Genomic DNA, 17,796 nt, shown 5'->3' on the forward strand with positions numbered 1-17,796 from the left:
TTGGTAATCCGTTAAGGATGCGGCCATCGAGGAGGATGGCGCGGGAAAGACCATCGCCAGACAGCTTTACCCACAGATTTCGTCGTGCGGGGGGTGGGCCGAATCGCACGGCATGCCTAGATTGGCCCGATGCCTCATGCTCCGTTCGTTCCGCTGCGCGTTTTCTCGTCCTTCACCATGCTGGAAGGGGCGATCGATCCCAAGAAGATTGCCAAGCAGGCCAAGGCATTGGGCTTTCCGGCGGCGGCGATCACCGACCGCAATGGGCTTTATGGCTCCATGGCCTTTTCCGACGGGTGCAAGGATGAGGGCGTGCAGCCGATCATCGGCGCGATGCTGGGTGTGCTTCGGCCGGGCCGGCCGGCCAATGCGGCGCCGGTGCATGACTGGATCGCGCTCTATGCGCAGGATGCGGGCGGCTATGACAATATCTGCGCGCTGGTGTCGATGGCGCATCTGGACCGACCGGTTGAAGAGGTGCCTCATGTGACGATTGAGGCGCTGGAGGGGCGGACCGATGGCGTCATCGCGCTGACGGCCGGTGGCGAGGGTGCGCTGGCGCGGTTGTTTGCGGAGGATCAGCCCGAAGCAGCCATCGCCTATGTCGAGCGGCTGGAGGCCCTGTTTCCGGACCGGCTTTATGTCGAAATCTGCCGGCGGCTGGACCCGGTGGAGGGCAAGGCGGAGCCGCAACTGCTCGACCTGGCCTATGATCGCGGGCTGCCTTTGGTGGCGACCAACCCGACCTGCTTTGCCGAGCCGCATTTCCATGAGGCGCATGACGTGATGCTGTGCATCGCCGACAGCGCCTATGTCGAGACGCCCGATCGCCGTACCAGCTCGCCCGACGCCTGGATGAAGCCGGTGGGCGAGATGAAGCGCCTGTTCGAGGATCTGCCCGAGGCGCTGGCCAACACGCTGGTCGTGGCGCAGCGCTGCGCCATTGCCGCGCCCAAGCGCAAGCCGATCCTGCCCAGCCTGGCCGGCGATATCGAGGGCGAGGGCGTGATGCTGCGCGAGCAGGCGGCGGCGGGGCTGGAGATGCGGCTGGAAAAGGCCGGCATCATCGGGGCGGAGGCGCGCGCGCCCTATTTCGACCGGCTGAAGTTCGAGACGGACATCATCATCCAGATGGGCTTTCCCGGTTACTTCCTGATCGTGGCCGACTTCATTAAATGGGCGAAGGATCATGATATTCCGGTGGGGCCGGGCCGTGGTTCGGGCGCGGGATCGCTGGTGGCGTGGGCGCTGACGATCACGGACCTCGATCCGTTGCAGCTTGGTTTGCTGTTCGAACGCTTCCTGAACCCGGAACGTGTGTCGATGCCCGACTTCGACATCGACTTTTGCGAAACGCGGCGCGGTGAGGTGATCCGTTACGTCCAGCAGAAATATGGCGCGGACCATGTGGCGCAGATCATCACCTTCGGTAAGTTGAAGGCGCGCGCGGTACTGAAGGACACCGGGCGCGTGTTGCAGATGAGCTATGGCCAGGTGGACCGGCTCGCCAAGCTGGTGCCCAACCATCCGACCGATCCCTGGACGCTGGAACGGTCGCTGAACGGCGTCAGCGAGTTCAAGGCGGAATATGACAATGACAATCAGGTCAAGCGCCTGATCGATTACGCCATGAAGCTGGAGGGCTTTCCGCGCCACAGTTCGACGCACGCGGCGGGCGTGGTGATCGGCGACCGGCCGCTCAGCCAGCTGGTGCCGCTCTATCGCGATCCGCGATCGGACATGCCGGTGACGCAGTTCGACATGAAATATGTCGAGGGCGCGGGGCTGGTGAAATTCGACTTCCTTGGCCTCAAGACGTTGTCGGTGTTGCAGAAGGCGGTGCAGTTGCTGGCCGGGCGGGGCGTGACGGTCGATCTCGATACGCTGGCCTGGGACGACAATGCGGTCTACGACCTGCTCCAGCGCGGCGACACGGTCGGCGTGTTCCAGCTGGAATCAGAAGGCATGCGCAAGACGCTGGCCGCCGTGCGTCCGACCAATTTCGGCGATATCATCGCGCTGGTGTCGCTCTATCGCCCCGGTCCAATGGACAATATCCCGATGTTCGGCCGCCGCAAGAACGGGCAGGAAGAGATTGAATATCCACATATTCTCCTGAAACCGATCCTCGAAGAAACCTATGGCATCTTCGTCTATCAGGAACAGGTGATGCAGGCCGCGCAGATACTCGCCGGCTATAGTCTTGGCGACGCCGACCTTCTGCGCCGCGCCATGGGCAAGAAGGTGAAGGCGGAGATGGACGCGCAGCGGTCCCGCTTCGTGGAGGGCTGCGCGCGCAGCGACATCAAGCCGGCCAAGGCGAACGAGCTGTTCGACCTGATCGACAAATTTGCGGGCTATGGCTTCAACAAGAGCCACGCAGCCGCCTATGCGCTGCTCGCTTATCAGACGGCCTGGCTCAAGGCCCATTATCCGGCGGAATTCTATGCCGGGTCGATGGCCTTCGACATCCATCTGACCGAAAAGCTGACCGTGTTTGTGGACGATATGCGGCGGATGGGGCTGAGTTGCCTGCCGACCGACCTTAACCGCAGCGAGGCGGACTTTACCGTCGAGGCGGTGCCTTATGAGGGCGAGGATGCGCGCCTTGGTTTCGCGGTGCGCTATGCGCTGGGCGGGCTGAAGGGCGTGGGTGAGAAGGCGATGGAGCAGCTTGTCGAGGAGCGCGACAAGGGCGGGCCTTTCAAGTCGCTGGATGATTTTGCCGACCGGATCGAGCCAAGGATGCTCAATCGGCGGCAGCTGGAAAGCCTCGCGGCGGCGGGGGCGTTTGACGGCATCCATGCCGACCGTGCCGGGGTGCATGCGGCGGCGGAAACCATCCTGTCGGTCGCGTCGAGCAATGCAGCGGCGCGCGAGAGCGGTCAGGGCGGCCTGTTCGGCGATGTCGAGACGACCCATGCCGATGTCCGCATCCCGCCGCATCAGGCCTGGACCGTGGCGGACCGCATGGCGCAGGAAAAAGAGGCATTCGGCTTCTATTTCTCCGCCCATCCTGTTGATCGCTACAAGCATCTGGCCGATGCGCGCGGCGCGAAAAGCTATGGCCTGGTTTGCCAGTCGCCCATGCCCGCGCCTAATGCTGAAGGGCGGGCGATGACGATCATGGCGGCGATGGTCGAGGATGTGCGCTGGCGCGAAACGAAGCGCGGTGCGCGCTATGCCAACGCCACCTTCTCAGACCAGAGCGGTCAGTTTCAGGCGAGTTGCTTTGACGAGGCGGCGTGCAAGGCGATCGAGGAACTGGCGGCCGATGGCGATTGTGCGCTGCTGATCGTGGAACTGGATCGGTTGCCGGGCGAAGAAACGCCGCGCGTGACCGTGCGCGGGATCGAAGCCTTCCGCACCATCGCCAGCGCGTCGCGCATGGAACTGGTGGTCGATGTGGAAACGACCGAGGCGATCGACGCGCTGGCGGCGTTGCTGGCTGGCGCCGGTGGCGGCCGCAGCGAGATATTCCTGCGCGCGCCGGTGGGCAACGGGCAAGCCGCGAAGCTGTTTCTGGGCGACCATTATAGTTTAGGTGCGGATCAGGTCGACGCGATCGCCACGATCCGCGGGCTGACGGTGCATCGCTTCGAACGGATGGACGTGAAGGCGGATGGATACCGCACCAAGATGCGGCGGTCGGCGATGCGACTGGCGGGGTGAGGGGGCTAGCGGCAGATGGCGGCCAGATGCGGACACTCTTTCTCCCCTCCCTTTCAAGGGAGGGGCCGGGGGTGGGTACGCCGCGCAGCGGCGCTCTGCCGTCGATAGGTTCGAAGCTCGCTTTGCTCGCACCCACCCCAACCCCTCCCTTGAAAGGGAGGGGCTTATGTCCCCTAACCATCCATCCCAGTCTAAAATAACCGCATCTGCGCGCCTTCGGGCGGACGGAACAGGTCGGTGCGCAGGGTCAGGCGTTCGGCGCCAAGGCCTGCCCGCTTGCGGGCCTTGCTGAAGCGGGTGCGGATGAGGTCGGCCCAGACGCCTTGCCCTCGCATGCGCGTGCCGAAGTCCGGATCATTGTCGCGCCCGCCGCGCAGGTCGCGGATGATGGCCATCACCTTGCCGGCGCGGTCGGGATAATGGGCCTCCAGCCAGGCGCGGAAGAGCGGGGCGACCTCGTGCGGCAGGCGGACGGGGATATAGGTGACTTCGCGGGCCCCGGCCGCAGCGACGCGGGCGACCAGCGCTTCGATTTCATGATCGGTGATGGCCGGGATGATGGGAGATATGCTGGCGGTGACGGGGACGCCGGCCTCGGCCAGTTGGCGGATCGCGTCCACCCGGCGCAACGGATGCGGCGCGCGGGGTTCCAATGTACGCGCAACCGCGGGGTCGAGGCTGGTGACGGAGAGGACCACGGCGACCAGCCCGTCCCGTGCCAGATCGGCCAGCAGGTCGATGTCGCGCAATATGCGGTCGGACTTGGTGGTGATGTAGGTCGGATGGCGGGTTTCGACCATGATCTCCAATATGGAGCGGGTGATGCGCCAGTCCTTCTCGATCGGCTGATAGGGATCGGTATTGGTCCCCATCGCAATCGGCGCGACGGCGTAGGTCTTCTTCGACAGTTCGGCGCGGAGCAGCTTTGCGGCGTCGGGCTTGGCGAAGAGCTTCGTTTCGAAGTCCAGCCCCGGCGACAGGTCGTGATAGGCATGGCTGGGCCGGGCGAAGCAGTAGATGCAGCCATGTTCGCAGCCACGATAGGCGTTGATCGACTGGCTGAAGCCGATGTCGGGGCTGGCGTTGCGGGTGATGATGGTGCGGGGATGTTCGACCGTGACCTGTGTCCGGGTACGGGCGAGCGGGCCGTCAATGTCGGTGAGCGCATCGAGCCAGTCGCCGTCCGCTTCCCGCTGGGGCAGGTTGAAGCGGCGGCTGTCGCCGTTCAGCGTTGCGCCTCTGCCTTTCTCGATAGCCATGAAGCATGAGAACATATTGGGAACAAAATGTCAAAGTGAGACAGCGAGTCAGACAGGTAAATCGCTATATCGTTTTACTTAGTTAGCTAACTAATGAAAATGTCATAGGCAAGAGCGAGGCTTGGGCAGGCCGAGCGTGAACGGATCGCGGTGTTGCTGCGGACCCTAGAGCCAGATGACTTCACATTGACCCATTCCGTCATTGCGAGCGGAGCGAAGCAATCCACTGTGGTGCGCCATGGATTGCTTCGCTCCGCTCGCAATGACGATGCCGACATATGTCATCCCGCCCTAACGTTCCGTCAGGCGGGGCATGAGTTCCACGAAGTTGCAGGGGCGGAAACGGCTGTCCAACTGGGTGACGAGGATGCCGTCCCACGCGTCCTTCACCGCACCGGTCGAGCCGGGCAGCGCGAAGATATAGGTGCCGCGCGCGACGCAGGCGGTGGCGCGGGACTGGATGGTTGAGGTGCCGATGCTCTGGTAGCTCAGCCAGCGGAACAGTTCGCCGAAACCGGGGATTTCCTTGTCTTGCACCTGCGCCAGCGCTTCGGGCGTGACGTCGCGGCCGGTGACGCCGGTGCCACCGGTGGTGAGGATGACGTCGATTTGCGGGTCGTCTATCCAGGCGTGGAGCCGGGCGACGATGGCGGATTTGTCGTCCCGCTCGATATAGCGGGCGGCGAGGATATGGCCTGCATGCTCCAGCCGCTCGACCAGCGCGTCGCCGGAGCGATCCTCGGCCAGGCCGCGCGTGTCGGATATGGTCAGCACGGCGATGCGAACCGGGATGAAGGTCCGGCTCTCGTCAATCGGCATCAGTCGGAGCCGCCGCCCATGCTGCCGCGACCGTCGGCCTTGCTGAGGCGGACCAGCTTCACGCCCTTGGCATTGGGGAAGGTCGGCCACATCCCCTGCGCCATGCCGGTCAGGCAATCGGCGCTGCCCTTCGCCTGGATCTGGTACATCCAGTAGTTGCGCATGACGATGTTCACATAGGCGCGGGTTTCATAATAGGGCAGCGATTCCATGAAGAGCAGCGGATCGCCCTTGTCATGGACCTGCGTGTTCCAGCGATCGACCGGCAGCGGGCCGGCATTATAGGCGGCCATGACCTTGGGCAGGAGGCCGCCCGTCGCGCTCATGTCGCGCAGGGATTCGAGGTAGCGCTGACCATATTCCATGTTGGTCGACGGCACGAACAGTTGCGATGCGTTGGCGAGGCCGACGTCGCCCGCCGTGCCGGGACGCACCTGCATCAGGCCGCGCGCGCCCGCGCTGCTGACCACATCGGCGCGGAAACCGGATTCCTGGAGCGTATGGGCGTAGATGAGCGAGGGGTCGACGCGCCAGCCGCCGTCCGGGCGCCAGTCGGGCGCGGGGAAGCGGGCGAAGCTGTCGGGCTGCTTGCCGGCCGGGCCATTATGGGCGAGCCAGAGCTGGGTCGCGGGCAGGTTCAAGGCGCTGGCGAGGCGGAGCAGCGCGTCATATTGATCGCTGCCGCCGATCTTCGCCTGATAGCGGATGAGTTCGTCGGCCCGGCCATTGTCGCCGATCGCGGACAGGGCGATGGCGGCGCGGGCGTTGGGGCTACCTTTCAGCTTGTTCCATTCCAGCGCGCCGAAGCGGCTGCCGACCGGGGCGCCACCCAAGGGCAGGCCAAGCGATTCGCGGGCGAGCAGGCCGTAGAAGGTTTCGTCGGAACGGGCCGCCTGCTTGAGATAATTGGCGACCTTTTCCGCCTCGCCGCAGACCATATAGGCGCGCGAGGCCCAATAGGCGCCGGCCGAGCGCATGTCGGCGTCGCCAGCCAAGGCGGCGACATTGGCGAAGGCGGGTGCGGCGGTGCGGCAGTCATTCTGGCGCCAGGCAGCGAGGCCGGTGGTCCAGTGCGCCTGCACGGTCCAGTCGCCGCCGGTGCGGGTTTCCAGCGCGCGCGCGGCCATGCGGCGGGCGTTGGTGTCGTCATTTTCGATATAATAAGCCCAGGCGACGCGCTGGCGCACTTCGGTCAGCCCCTCATTGGTGAGGCCTGCTTCGCCGGTTGCCAGCAGCCCTTCGGCGCCGATCGGATCGTCATTCTTCACATAATTCTGAATCTGGCCGGCGAGCGCCTGCGCAGCGACGTCTGTCTTCACTGCGGCGACATATTGGCGGCGGGGCGCCGCGCCCAGCCAGACCATCTTCTGAATCTGCGGCAAAGTGGGCAGGATGGTCGCGCCGCGCTTCTGCGCCAGACGGGACAACTGGTCGGCCTTGGGCAGCCAGGCGGCCTTATTCACCAGGTCGAGCAGGTCGAACAGTTCGACGCGCGGCGACCCCTTGGCCAGATAAAGTTCGGAAAGGGCCAGCGGACGGACGGCATCCTGGCTGTCGAGCGCGGCGATCATCGCCTTCGCATCATTCCATTGCTGGGCAGAGATGGCGGAGAAGATAGCGCGATAGCGCGCCTTGTCGCCGTCGCTCAGTTGCAGCGGGGAAGCCTCGACGGGGAGGGCGGTCGGCAGGATCGGGGTGGTTTCAGCCGTGGCGGGCAGCGCGGCGGCGAGGCCCATGGCAATCAGGGCAAGACGGGATATTTGGGTCGCGGCGCGAATCACGGACGGGCTTCCTCGATCAGGCTTTGCAGGGTGCGCCAGCATTCCGCCTTGGCCGCGGGCTGGGACAGCAGCAGCCGGGGATGGAATGTGGCGACGGCGGGCACATTGCCGCCATCATGGTTAAAGTCGCGTAAACCGCTGGCGGGGGCCTGCGCGTGTGGGTCGTCGCCGGTCGGAAGCAGTGCACGGATCGTCCGATCGCCCAGCAGCAGCAGGCGGCGGGGCTGGGCCAGCGCGACATGGGTGCGCATGCGGGTGGCGGCGATGGCAAGGTCCGATGCCTCCACCATGCCGCCGGGTGGGCGGGCGGTGAAGAGCGAGGCCAGATGGATACCATCCCGGTCGAGGCCGATGGCGCGCAGCATGGCGTCGAACAGAAGGCCGGCGCGATCGGCCAAGAGCCGCCCTTCGGAGAGATCGGCGGGATCGGGCAGGTCGGTCACGACCATCAGCGCGGCCTGCGCCTTGCCGACCGGCGCGATCTGTATGCCGGACCAGCGCCGTTCGGGCTGCGCCGGATCGCTAGCAAGCCAGGCAAGGAACGATTCGAGGGTTCGGGGCTTTTCTACCACGGAAGCGGTCGAAACAGCCTCGTTCGCGGGTGTCGGCCGCGCGGGAGCGGGGCGCAGCCAGTTGACTGGCGCTTCCGTTACGGCGCCATCTACCCCGGCCAGTTGCCACCATGCCAGATAGGCATCGGCGGAAACTGCCGCATCATCCTGCAATAAACCCCGCATCACAATCAGCTAGGGCCAGAGGTTGACGATCGGGTCAAGGTGCTTCATCGCCTTGACTGGTAAAGTGTTGGAGTAATGCGGCGATCGGATGACACGGGGTGCAGCCCGCCGATGCCGGAATGGAGGGATGAATGAGCGAACGGGAATCGATGCCGTATGACATCGTGATTGTCGGCGGGGGGCCTGCGGGCTTGTCAGCGGCGATCCGGTTGAAGCAGCTGGCCAATGATGCGGGTCAGGAAGTGGCGGTGTGCGTGCTGGAGAAGGGGTCGGAAATCGGCGCCCATATCCTGTCGGGCGCGGTGATCGATCCCAGGGCGCTGGATGAATTGCTGCCCGCGTGGCGCGACATGGGCTGTTCGCTGGCCGATGTGCCGGTGACCGACAACCAGCACTGGTTCCTCACCAAGAACGGCAAGATCAGCATGCCGCATATCATGACGCCGGGCTGGATGCATAATAAGGGCACCTATACCGGATCGCTGGGCAATCTGTGCCGCTGGCTGGCGGAGCAGGCCGAGGGGCTGGGTGTGGAAATCTTCCCCGGCTTTGCGGCGGCGGAAATCCTCTACCATGAGGATGGCAGCGTGAAGGGCGTGGCCACCGGCGACATGGGCATCGACCGCGAAGGCAATCGCAAGGGCGATTATCAGCCGGGGCTGGAACTACATGCGAAATATACCTTCTTTGCGGAAGGCGCGCGCGGGCACCTGACCAAGATATTGAAGCGCCAGTTCGCGCTGGACGCGGACAGCGAGCCGCAGGTCTATGGCCTGGGCATGAAGGAATTGTGGGACATCGATCCTGCGCTGCATCAGCCGGGTCTGGTGATCCATTCGCAGGGCTGGCCGCTGACCGATGCCTATGGCGGCGGGTTCCTCTATCATCAGGCCAATGGGCAGGTGGCGCTGGGCTTCGTGGTGGGGCTGGGCTACCGCAACCCGCATCTCTATCCGTTCGAGGAGTTCCAGCGCTGGAAGCAGCATCCGGAAATCCGCAAATTCCTGGAGGGCGGGCGCCGGGTGTCCTACGGTGCGCGCGCGATCAACGAGGGTGGCTGGCAGTCGATCCCCAAGCTGGTCTTCCCCGGCGGCGCGCTGATCGGCTGTTCGGCCGGCTTCGTCAACGTGCCGCGGATCAAGGGCACGCACACGGCGATGAAGTCGGGCATGCTGGCGGCCGAAGCAGCGTTTGCGGCGGTGCAGGCGGATCGCGCGGGCGATACGCTGGCCGATTATGAGGACAATCTGCGGTCGAGCTGGATCGCGAGCGAATTGCAGTTGGTGAAGAATGCCGAGCCGTTGCTCAGCAAGTTTGGCGGGACGATCGGCACGCTGTTGGCGGGCATCGACATGTGGATGCGCACGCTCAAGATCGGCCTGCCCTTCACGATGAAGCACAAGGCCGATAATGAGAAGATCTGGCCGAAGGACGCCTGCGCGAAGATCGATTATCCCAAGCCCGATGGCGTAGTCAGCTTCGACCGGCTGTCGTCGGTGTTCCTGTCCAACACCAATCATGAGGAGGACCAGCCGGTCCATCTGCAACTGAAAGACCCGGCGATCCCGATCAGCTACAATCTGCCCCTTTATGACGAGCCGGCGCAGCGTTACTGTCCTGCCGGCGTCTATGAGGTGGTTGGGGCGGATGAAGGGCTTCCCAAATTCCAGATCAACGCGCAGAATTGCGTCCATTGCAAGACGTGCGACATCAAGGACCCGACCCAGAATATCAACTGGGTCGTCCCCGAAGGCGGTGGAGGGCCGAACTATCCCAATATGTAAGCGCCTGATCCCCGTCCTGCTGCTGACAAGCCCGGCCCTGTTCCCGACAGGCGCCGGCGCGTCGGTGGAACCCGATGGAGCGCTCCACGCCTATGCGCGGGCGCGAATGGCGGATGGCGATGGCGCGCTGACGCTGGCGGTCGCCAATTATCGCGAGGCGTTGAAGCAGGACCCGGCGCGGATCGAGATTGCGCGCCGGTCCTATGCGCAGGGGATGGAGAGCGGCGACCGGTTGCTGGCGCGGCAATCGGCGGCGCTGCTGGATGCGGCCGGCGCCCTGCCGCGCGACGGTACGCTGTTGCGGATCGGCGATGCGCTGACGGCGAAGGATTGGGCCGGCGCCCGGACGATGACCGACCGGATGGTGGAGGAAGGCAATTTCGCCTTTCTGGCGCCGATCATCCGTAGCTGGATATCGCTGGGCGAGGGCCAATATGCGCCGCCGGTGATCGACGGCAAAGACCGGTTCGCGGCGCTGGGCCTGCGTTATGCCGATGAACATATCGCGTTTCAAGCGCTCGCCCGGCGCGATCTGGCGACGGCGGTGCCGGCAATCCGCAAGGCGTTGGCGGTACGGAGCGGCGACGGCACGGCGTTGCGGCTGGCCGTTGCGGGGCAGCTTGCGGCGCGCGGGGCCAGGACGGAGGCGCTGGTGCTGCTGCCGATGGGCAGCGCCAATTTCGCGCGGGCGCGTGCGGATATCGAAAAGGGCAGGATACCCAAGCCGCTGGCTGCGGCGGTGACGCCGGCGCAGGGCTTCGCCCGCCTGCTGTCGCGGCTGGCCGTGGATGTCTCCTCCGATGCGAGTGCCTCCCCGCTTGGCCTGCGGCTGGCGCGGATCGCCACCTTTGCCGACCCCGACAGCGCCGAGGTGCATATCATCACCGCGCGCCTGCTGACGACGCAGGAGCATCCGGCCGGTGCCGTCGCCGAGGCGGGGAAGGTGCCGGCGAAGGACTGGTATGGCGCGGTGGCGCAGGCCGAACTGATCGACGCGCTGGCGGCGAGCGACGACATGGACGGCGCGCTGGCGCTGGCACGGGCGCAGGCAGCGGAACCGGGCGCGGAAGCGGAACGGCATGTGCGCCTTGGCCGATTATTGTCGCAGAAGCGGGATTTCGATGGCGCCGCGGCGGCTTTCCATGCGGCACAGGCCGGCTATGCGCCGGAGCAACTGCCCTGGACGCTGCTGCTGTTCGAGGGCAGCGCGCTGGAACAGGGCAAAAGATGGGATGAGGCGCGGGTCGTGCTGGAGCGGGCGGCGATAATGGCGCCCAACGAGCCGGTGATCCTGAACTATCTGGGCTATGCGCAGATTGAGCGGCGGCAGAATGTCGAGGCGGCGCTGACATTGCTGAAGAAAGCGAGCGCGCTGAAGCCGCAGGATGCATCCATCACGGATTCGCTGGGCTGGGCGCAGTTCGTGACCGGCAATGTCGATGAAGCGGTGCCGGTGCTGGAACGGGCGGCGGCGGCGGCGCCGACCGATAGCACGATCAACGAGCATCTGGGCGATGCGCTGTGGGTTGCCGGTCGCCGGTATGAAGCGCGCTATGCCTGGGCCGCCGCATCGGTGTTTGCCGAGGGCGACGTGGCCGCGCGGCTTGAAGCGAAGCGCAAAGAGGGAATGAAGCCCGAATATGCCGCACCTTGAAATGGCGCTGGACGCGGATGCGCCGACGGAGCCCGTTACCGAGATCGCCTATGCCAAGGTCAATGTCGCGCTGCATGTCCGTGCGCGGCGGGATGATGGCTATCATGCGCTAGAGAGCCTGTTCGTCTTCGCCGAGCATGGCGATGTGGTGCAGGGATGGGCGAGCGAGGACGGGGCGATCGATCTCAGCATCGACGGGCCGTTCGGCGCGGCGCTGGATGCGGGCGCGGACAATCTGGTGGTGCGGGCGGCGCGGGCTTTGCAGGCCTATCTGGGGACGGAGCGGGGCGCGGCGATCCGGCTGACGAAATATTTGCCGGTGGCTTCGGGGATTGGCGGCGGGTCGGCCGATGCCGCCGCGACGTTGCGCCTGCTGGCGCGGCTGTGGGATGTGCGGATCGAACCGCAGGAACTGGCCGGGCTGGCGCTGGATTTGGGGTCGGACGTGCCGGCCTGTGTCGCGAGCGTGACCCAGATGGTCACGGGGCGCGGCGAGGCATTGGCGCGGCATGCGGTCGAGGGGCTGGAAGGGCTGCCGATGCTGCTGGTCAATCCGGGGGTCGGGGTATCGACCGCGCGGGTTTTTGCCGGGTGGGACCGGATCGATCGGGGCGCGCTGGATGCCGATAGCTTGGACGCCCTGTACGCCGATGGCCGCAACGATCTGGAGGCGGCGGCTTTGGCGGTGGAGCCGGTGATTGGGGATGTGCTGGCGATGCTGGTGGCACAGGAGGATGTGTTGCTGGCACGCATGTCGGGATCGGGCGCGACCTGTTTTGCGCTGTTCCGCAGTGAGGCCGCCATGGCGGCGGCGGCGCGGGCGGTGGCGGAGGCCCATGACGATTGGTGGACGATGGAAAGCCGGATCAGGAGCGCATGACGCAAGCCTATCAACAGATTGACGGTGGCGGGCTGGACCTGCTGATCGTCGCCGACCATGCTTCCGCCCATGTGCCGGCGGATATCGACCTGGGCATCGATCCGGCGCTGCTCGCCGAGCATATCGCGATCGACATCGGCGTGGCCGAGGTCAGCCGGTTGCTGGCGGCAGAATTGGGGGTAACGGCGATTTTGGGCGGCGTGTCGCGGCTGGTGATCGACCTCAATCGGGAGGAGGATGCGCCCGGCCTGTTGCCGGTGATGAGCGATGGCCATGCCATTCCCGGCAATCGCGGGGCCGATCTGAACGATCGGATGATGCGCTTTCACCATCCCTATCATCATCGGGTGGCGCACTTGCTGAAGGGGATGACATCGCCCTTCATCCTGTCGGTGCACAGCTTCACGCCCAAGCTGGCGAGCGATCCCGACCAGCAGCGGCCATGGGATATTGGCGTGCTGTATAATCGGGACGACCGGGCGGCGCGGATCGCCATTCCGATGCTGGAGGCGGCGGGGCTGAAGGTCGGCGACCAGTTGCCCTATGCCGGGACGTTGCTCAATGCGACGATGAACCGCCATGCCGAGGCCAGTGGCATCCCCTATCTGGGCGTGGAGATGCGGCAGGATCTGGTCGGCGACGCCGCCGGACAGGCGCGTTTCGCGTCGATATTGGGGCCGGTGGCATTGGCGTGCAGGAGCGCATTGGCATGAGGCGGATCGGATGCGCGCTGGTGGTGCTGGCGACCTTGGCAGCCTGTGGCGAGCAGGCGCCCACTGCGCAGCAGCAGGCCGGAGTGACGGCGCAGGCTGGGCCAGTCGACGACAAGGCGGATTGCGCGCTCGGCGGATCGCATGAATGGGCGCATGATTGCGGGGTGGAGCGGGTCGGCAAGATGCTGACGCTGCGGCATCCTGATGGCGGGTTCCGGCGGTTTCGCGTGCTGGATGACGGGCGCGGGCTGGAAGCGGCCGATGGCGCGGAGTCGGCGAAGCTGACGATTTTGGACGACAAGCGGATCGAGCTGGTGGCGGGGAGCGACCGCTATCGGCTGCCGGCGCAGATCGGCGTGGCCAGCAGGCCATGAGCAGCGGGCCGATCCTGACGGCGGCGCAGATGCGCGCGGCGGAGCAGGCGGCTTTCGATACGGGCGTCGATCAATATGGACTGATGGAGACGGCCGGCGCGGCGGCGGCGGAGATCATCTGGCGTGCGGGGCATCGGCGCGATGTTCTGGTCCTGTGTGGGCCGGGCAATAATGGCGGCGACGGCTATGTGATCGCGCGGTTGCTGCGCGAACGGGGCGTGGCGGTGCGGGTGGCGGCATTGGGCGAGAGCCGGACGGTGTCGAGCCAGCGGGCGCGGGCGGCGTGGAACGGACCGGTCGAGGATATGATGAGCGCCGGGCCGGCTACGCAACTGATCGATGCGCTGTTCGGGACCGGGCTGACGCGCGGGCTGGACGAAGCGGTGGCGGCGCGGCTGGGCGAACTGGCCGGGGCGGCGACCATCAGTCATGCGGTAGACCTGCCGAGTGGGGTGGATACGGATAGCGGGGCGCTGCTGTCCGCCGTGCCGCGCTTTTCGACCTGTATTGCGCTGGGGGCGTGGAAGCCGGCCCATCTGCTGCAGCCGGCGGCGAGCCATATGGGCCGGCTGGTGCTGGCCGATATCGGCATTGCGGTGCCGAGTGCAGTGCATCGACTGGGGGCGCCCGCATTGTCCGCGCCGGGAGCGGATGCGCATAAATATCGGCGTGGTCTTGTGGCGGTAGTGGCCGGCGACATAGCGGGCGCGGCCTGCCTGTCGGCGGAAGCGGCGGCGCGATCCGGGGCGGGCTATGTCAGGCTGATCGCGGATGCGGCGGTTCCGGGTCTGAGCCATGCGATCGTGCGGAGCGGGACGCTGGATTTCGATCGGGCCAAGGCAGTGCTGGTCGGGCCTGGGCTGGGGCGTGATCCCGTCGCCTGGAGCAGGCTGGTCGCGGCGGCCAGTGCGGATATACCCTATGTCGCCGATGCCGATGCGCTGTGTATGTTCGCGGAAATGGGATTTGGTGATTTGCCGAATCCGGCGATCGTAACTCCGCATGAAGGCGAATTCGATCACATGTTCGGCGACATGGATAGCAGCAAGATCGATCGGGCTCTCGCTGCCGCTGCTCGCGGCGGTAGTGTCATCATCTACAAGGGCGCGGATAGCGTCATCGCTGCGCCGGATGGCCGGGCGATGGTGACGAGCGGGGCTTCGCCATGGCTGTCGACCGCAGGGACCGGCGATGTGCTGGCGGGACTGGCGGCCGGGCGGCTGGCGGTAACGGGCGATCCGTTCCGCGCGGCATGCGAGGCGGTGTGGCTGCATGGCGAGGCGGCGCGGCGGGCGGGCCCGGCTTTTGTCGCGGATGATTTGCTTGCCGGCCTGCCAGCGGCTATCGCCGCGCGATTGTGACAGATAGCGACCCAGACACCATCATCCGCATCGCCGCCAGGGGCGATGGCATTACGGCCGACGGCCGCCATTTCCCGCTGACCGCGCCGGGTGACCGGATCGCGCCGGACGGCAGCATCGTCTTCGGCGTGCATCATGTCGAGCCGCCCTGCCGCCATTTCCCGGCCTGTGGCGGGTGCCAGATCCAGCAGCTCGACGATGAAAGCTATGCCGATTTCGTGATCGGGCGCGTCGTGGGCGCGCTGGCCGGGCAGGGCGTGGTGCCAGGTACCGTGCTGCCGCCGCATATCTCGCCGCCCATGACGCGGCGGCGGGCGTCGCTGCGCGCGGCGCGGGCGGGCAAGCGCGTGACCATCGGTTTTGCCGAGGAGGGCAGCCACAAGCTGATCGACCTCGACATGTGCAGCGTGCTGGACCCGACGCTGTTCGGACTGCTCGCGCCTTTGCGGGGGCTGCTGGCGACGATCCTGCCGGACAAACGGGCGGCGCATGTGCGGATGTCGCTGGTCGATCAGGGCGTCGACCTGCTGCTGGAGGGCGTGAAGGTGGAGGGGCTGAGCGCGGATGAGGCGCTGGGCGATTTTGCACGCGGGCATGAGCTGGCGCGGTTGACCATCGATGAAGGGGACGGGCCGCAGACGCGCTGGGAGCCGGAAGCGGTGACGGTCAGCTTTGGCGGGGTACCGGTGGGATTTCCACCCTTCGCCTTCCTGCAAGCCACGCCCGATGGCGAGGCGGCGCTGGTCGGGGCGGTGCGTGATGCGCTGCCGGAAAGTGGGGCGATCGCCGATCTGTTTGCGGGGCTGGGCACCTTTGCGCTGGCGCTGGGCGGCAAGCGGCCGGTCTATGCCGGGGAAGGTGCGCGCGATGCGATCCTGGCGCTCAAGCAGGCTGGCGCGCGGGCGCAGCGGCGGATGGTGGCGGATCATCGCGACCTGTTCCGCCGGCCATTGACGCCGGAGGAACTGAACCGCTTTGCCGCCGTGGTGCTCGATCCGCCGCGCGCAGGTGCGAAGGAGCAGGTGCTGCAACTGGCAGCTTCGAGCGTGCCGGTGATTGCCTATGTGTCCTGCAATCCCGCCAGCTTCGCGCGTGATGCCGTGCATCTGACGGCGGCGGGCTATCGGCTGGATAGCGTCAAGCCGGTCGGGCAGTTCCGTTGGACCACCCATGTCGAACTGGTGGGCATCTTTCGCAAATAACCTGTAAGCCGCGTCATTGCGAGCGCAGCGAAGCAATCCACTGGCGCGCGCATGGATTGCTTCGCTGCGCTCGCAATGACGGAGTGAGGCGGGGTGAAGCTATCGTAGATAAGAAAAATCCCTCGCCGCAAAGGGGAAGCGGCGAGGGACTTAATCCTCTCTTGCGAGGCGGTTAGCCCAGCTTGATGACGTTTGCGCGACGGCGGGCCGGCAGAACTTCGGTGTAGAGGCTGGCCATCGGCTCATCCTCCACCTCGATCGTCGCTTCCGACGTGAAGCCGTTGAAACCGGTGCGCATCGCCGCGCCATAGGCGCCGAGCATGCCGATTTCGATATAGTCGCCGACCTTCACGTCCGACGGGAGCATGAAGGGGCCGACCATATGGTCCATGTCGTCGCAGGTCGGGCCGTAGAAGGAGAAACCGGTCAGTTCCTCCTCGCTTTCGTCTTCCCGCAGCAGAGCCACGGGGAAGCGCCAGCCGATATGCGCGGCGTCGAACAGCGCGCCATAGGCGCCGTCGGTGATGTAGAGTTCGTCGCCACGGCGGCGTTCGACGCGGACGATGATCGAGCTATACTCGGCCGACAGCGCGCGGCCGGGTTCGCACCACAGTTCCGACGAATAGCTGACCGGCAGGCTTTCAAAGCCACGGTGGATCGCTTCGAAATAATTTTCGAGCGCGACCGGTTCCATGCCCGGATAGATGGACGGGAAGCCGCCGCCGACATCGATGATGTCGACCGTGACGGCCGCGTCCACGATGGCGGCGCGCACGCGCTCGATCGCATCGCTATAGGCCTGCGGGCTCATCGCCTGGCTGCCGACATGGAAGCAGATGCCCAGCGCATCGGCGGCCTGACGAGTGGCCATCAGCAGTTCGCGAGTTTCGCCCAGTTCCGCGCCGAACTTCGACGCGAGGCTGAGTTCCGAATGTTCGGACGATACGCGCAGGCGAACGCACAGCTCCAGATCGGTCGCATCGCCGGTGGCGCGCATGATCTTTTCCAACTCGTCGATCGTGTCGAGCGAGAAGGTGCGCACGCCATAGTCATGATAAGCCAGCGCGATCGCTTCTTCGGCCTTGACCGGGTGCATGAAGCAGAGCTTGACGCCCTCTTCCCCGGCAAGCGTCTCTGCGACCAGACGCACTTCAGCGATCGAGGCCACGTCGAAATGCGTGATGCCCGATGCGAAAAGCGTGCGGATCAGATCAGGAGACGGATTGGCCTTGACCGCATAGAGAGAGCGACCCGGAAACTTCTCAGTGAAGAATTGGGCGGCCCGAGCAGCGGCCTCGGGGCGAATCAGCGTTACCGGTGCTGCCGGTTTGAGGGCGGTCGCTACCCCCAGCGCGCTAGGATGCTTGTGCAATTCAAGGGACCTCCAGTGTAGTTCAGGGCGAAAAAAGCTGCCTTGCGGTGGAAGTCCCATGGGGCAGCGAGCGGCCGATATATGCGTAGGGGTTCCCCCTGTAAAGCACGCATCTGAATTTTGTTGCGCAGCCTGCCACGAACCGTGCGGGAGCTTAGGTGAGATGTTGAAAAGAAAGGATATTCCGA

At 65.6% G+C, this 17,796-nt stretch carries 13 protein-coding genes; 8 read left to right on the forward strand and 5 right to left on the reverse strand.

What is annotated here, in order from left to right; all coding sequences use genetic code 11:
• Positions 1 to 129: 129 nt before the first annotated feature.
• Positions 130 to 3,672 carry a DNA polymerase III subunit alpha gene (gene dnaE / locus ACNHGR_RS03885; protein WP_475284186.1) on the forward strand — a complete coding sequence of 1,181 codons (3,543 nt, stop codon included), beginning with the start codon at positions 130 to 132 and terminating at the stop codon, positions 3,670 to 3,672.
• Between the two features lie 191 nt (positions 3,673 to 3,863).
• Here dnaE and ACNHGR_RS03890 read toward each other — a convergent pair whose 3' ends face one another.
• From ACNHGR_RS03890 to ACNHGR_RS03905, 4 genes are all read right to left on the reverse strand, one after another.
• Positions 3,864 to 4,931, reverse strand: a complete 1,068-nt coding sequence (locus ACNHGR_RS03890) for a PA0069 family radical SAM protein (protein ID WP_475284187.1) — start codon at positions 4,929 to 4,931, stop codon at positions 3,864 to 3,866.
• 291 nt (positions 4,932 to 5,222) lie between these two features.
• Positions 5,223 to 5,750 carry a molybdenum cofactor biosynthesis protein B gene (gene moaB / locus ACNHGR_RS03895; protein WP_475284188.1) on the reverse strand — a complete coding sequence of 176 codons (528 nt, stop codon included), beginning with the start codon at positions 5,748 to 5,750 and terminating at the stop codon, positions 5,223 to 5,225.
• Positions 5,750 to 7,531 (reverse strand): lytic transglycosylase domain-containing protein, encoded by a 1,782-nt coding sequence (locus tag ACNHGR_RS03900; protein WP_475284189.1) that lies wholly within the window; start codon positions 7,529 to 7,531, stop codon positions 5,750 to 5,752. The genes moaB and ACNHGR_RS03900 overlap by 1 nt, the downstream gene beginning before the upstream one ends.
• Positions 7,528 to 8,268, reverse strand: a complete 741-nt coding sequence (locus ACNHGR_RS03905; RefSeq protein WP_475284190.1) for a uracil-DNA glycosylase family protein — start codon at positions 8,266 to 8,268, stop codon at positions 7,528 to 7,530. Before ACNHGR_RS03905 ends, ACNHGR_RS03900 begins: the two co-directional genes overlap by 4 nt.
• 131 nt (positions 8,269 to 8,399) lie before the next feature.
• On the opposite strand from ACNHGR_RS03905, the gene ACNHGR_RS03910 reads away from it, so the two are divergent.
• The 7 genes from ACNHGR_RS03910 to ACNHGR_RS03940 are packed head-to-tail and all read left to right on the forward strand — an operon-like array spanning position 8,400 to position 16,236.
• Positions 8,400 to 10,052, forward strand: coding sequence for an electron transfer flavoprotein-ubiquinone oxidoreductase (locus tag ACNHGR_RS03910; RefSeq protein WP_475284191.1), 1,653 nt, complete (start codon positions 8,400 to 8,402; stop codon positions 10,050 to 10,052).
• Between the two features lie 19 nt (positions 10,053 to 10,071).
• Positions 10,072 to 11,706, forward strand: coding sequence for a tetratricopeptide repeat protein (locus tag ACNHGR_RS03915; protein ID WP_475288314.1), 1,635 nt, complete (start codon positions 10,072 to 10,074; stop codon positions 11,704 to 11,706).
• Positions 11,693 to 12,586, forward strand: a complete 894-nt coding sequence (locus ACNHGR_RS03920; protein ID WP_475284192.1) for a 4-(cytidine 5'-diphospho)-2-C-methyl-D-erythritol kinase — start codon at positions 11,693 to 11,695, stop codon at positions 12,584 to 12,586. The genes ACNHGR_RS03915 and ACNHGR_RS03920 overlap by 14 nt, the downstream gene beginning before the upstream one ends.
• A complete protein-coding gene (locus ACNHGR_RS03925) occupies positions 12,583 to 13,299 on the forward strand; it encodes an N-formylglutamate amidohydrolase (RefSeq protein ID WP_475284193.1) in 717 nt (238 codons plus the stop codon). Before ACNHGR_RS03920 ends, ACNHGR_RS03925 begins: the two co-directional genes overlap by 4 nt.
• A complete protein-coding gene (locus ACNHGR_RS03930; protein ID WP_475284194.1) occupies positions 13,296 to 13,673 on the forward strand; it encodes a hypothetical protein in 378 nt (125 codons plus the stop codon). The genes ACNHGR_RS03925 and ACNHGR_RS03930 overlap by 4 nt, the downstream gene beginning before the upstream one ends.
• Positions 13,670 to 15,034: an NAD(P)H-hydrate dehydratase gene (locus ACNHGR_RS03935; RefSeq protein ID WP_475284195.1), complete on the forward strand. Its 1,365-nt coding sequence runs from the start codon at positions 13,670 to 13,672 to the stop codon at positions 15,032 to 15,034. The genes ACNHGR_RS03930 and ACNHGR_RS03935 overlap by 4 nt, the downstream gene beginning before the upstream one ends.
• Positions 15,031 to 16,236, forward strand: a complete 1,206-nt coding sequence (locus tag ACNHGR_RS03940) for a class I SAM-dependent RNA methyltransferase (protein WP_475284196.1) — start codon at positions 15,031 to 15,033, stop codon at positions 16,234 to 16,236. The genes ACNHGR_RS03935 and ACNHGR_RS03940 overlap by 4 nt, the downstream gene beginning before the upstream one ends.
• Before the next feature lie 172 nt (positions 16,237 to 16,408).
• Here the strand turns inward: ACNHGR_RS03940 and ACNHGR_RS03945 are convergent, their stop codons facing one another.
• Positions 16,409 to 17,608, reverse strand: a complete 1,200-nt coding sequence (locus ACNHGR_RS03945) for a type III PLP-dependent enzyme (RefSeq protein WP_475284197.1) — start codon at positions 17,606 to 17,608, stop codon at positions 16,409 to 16,411.
• Between the last annotated feature and the right edge of the window lie 188 nt (positions 17,609 to 17,796).

The sequence above is a fragment of the Sphingobium sp. RS1 genome, assembly GCF_056156825.1.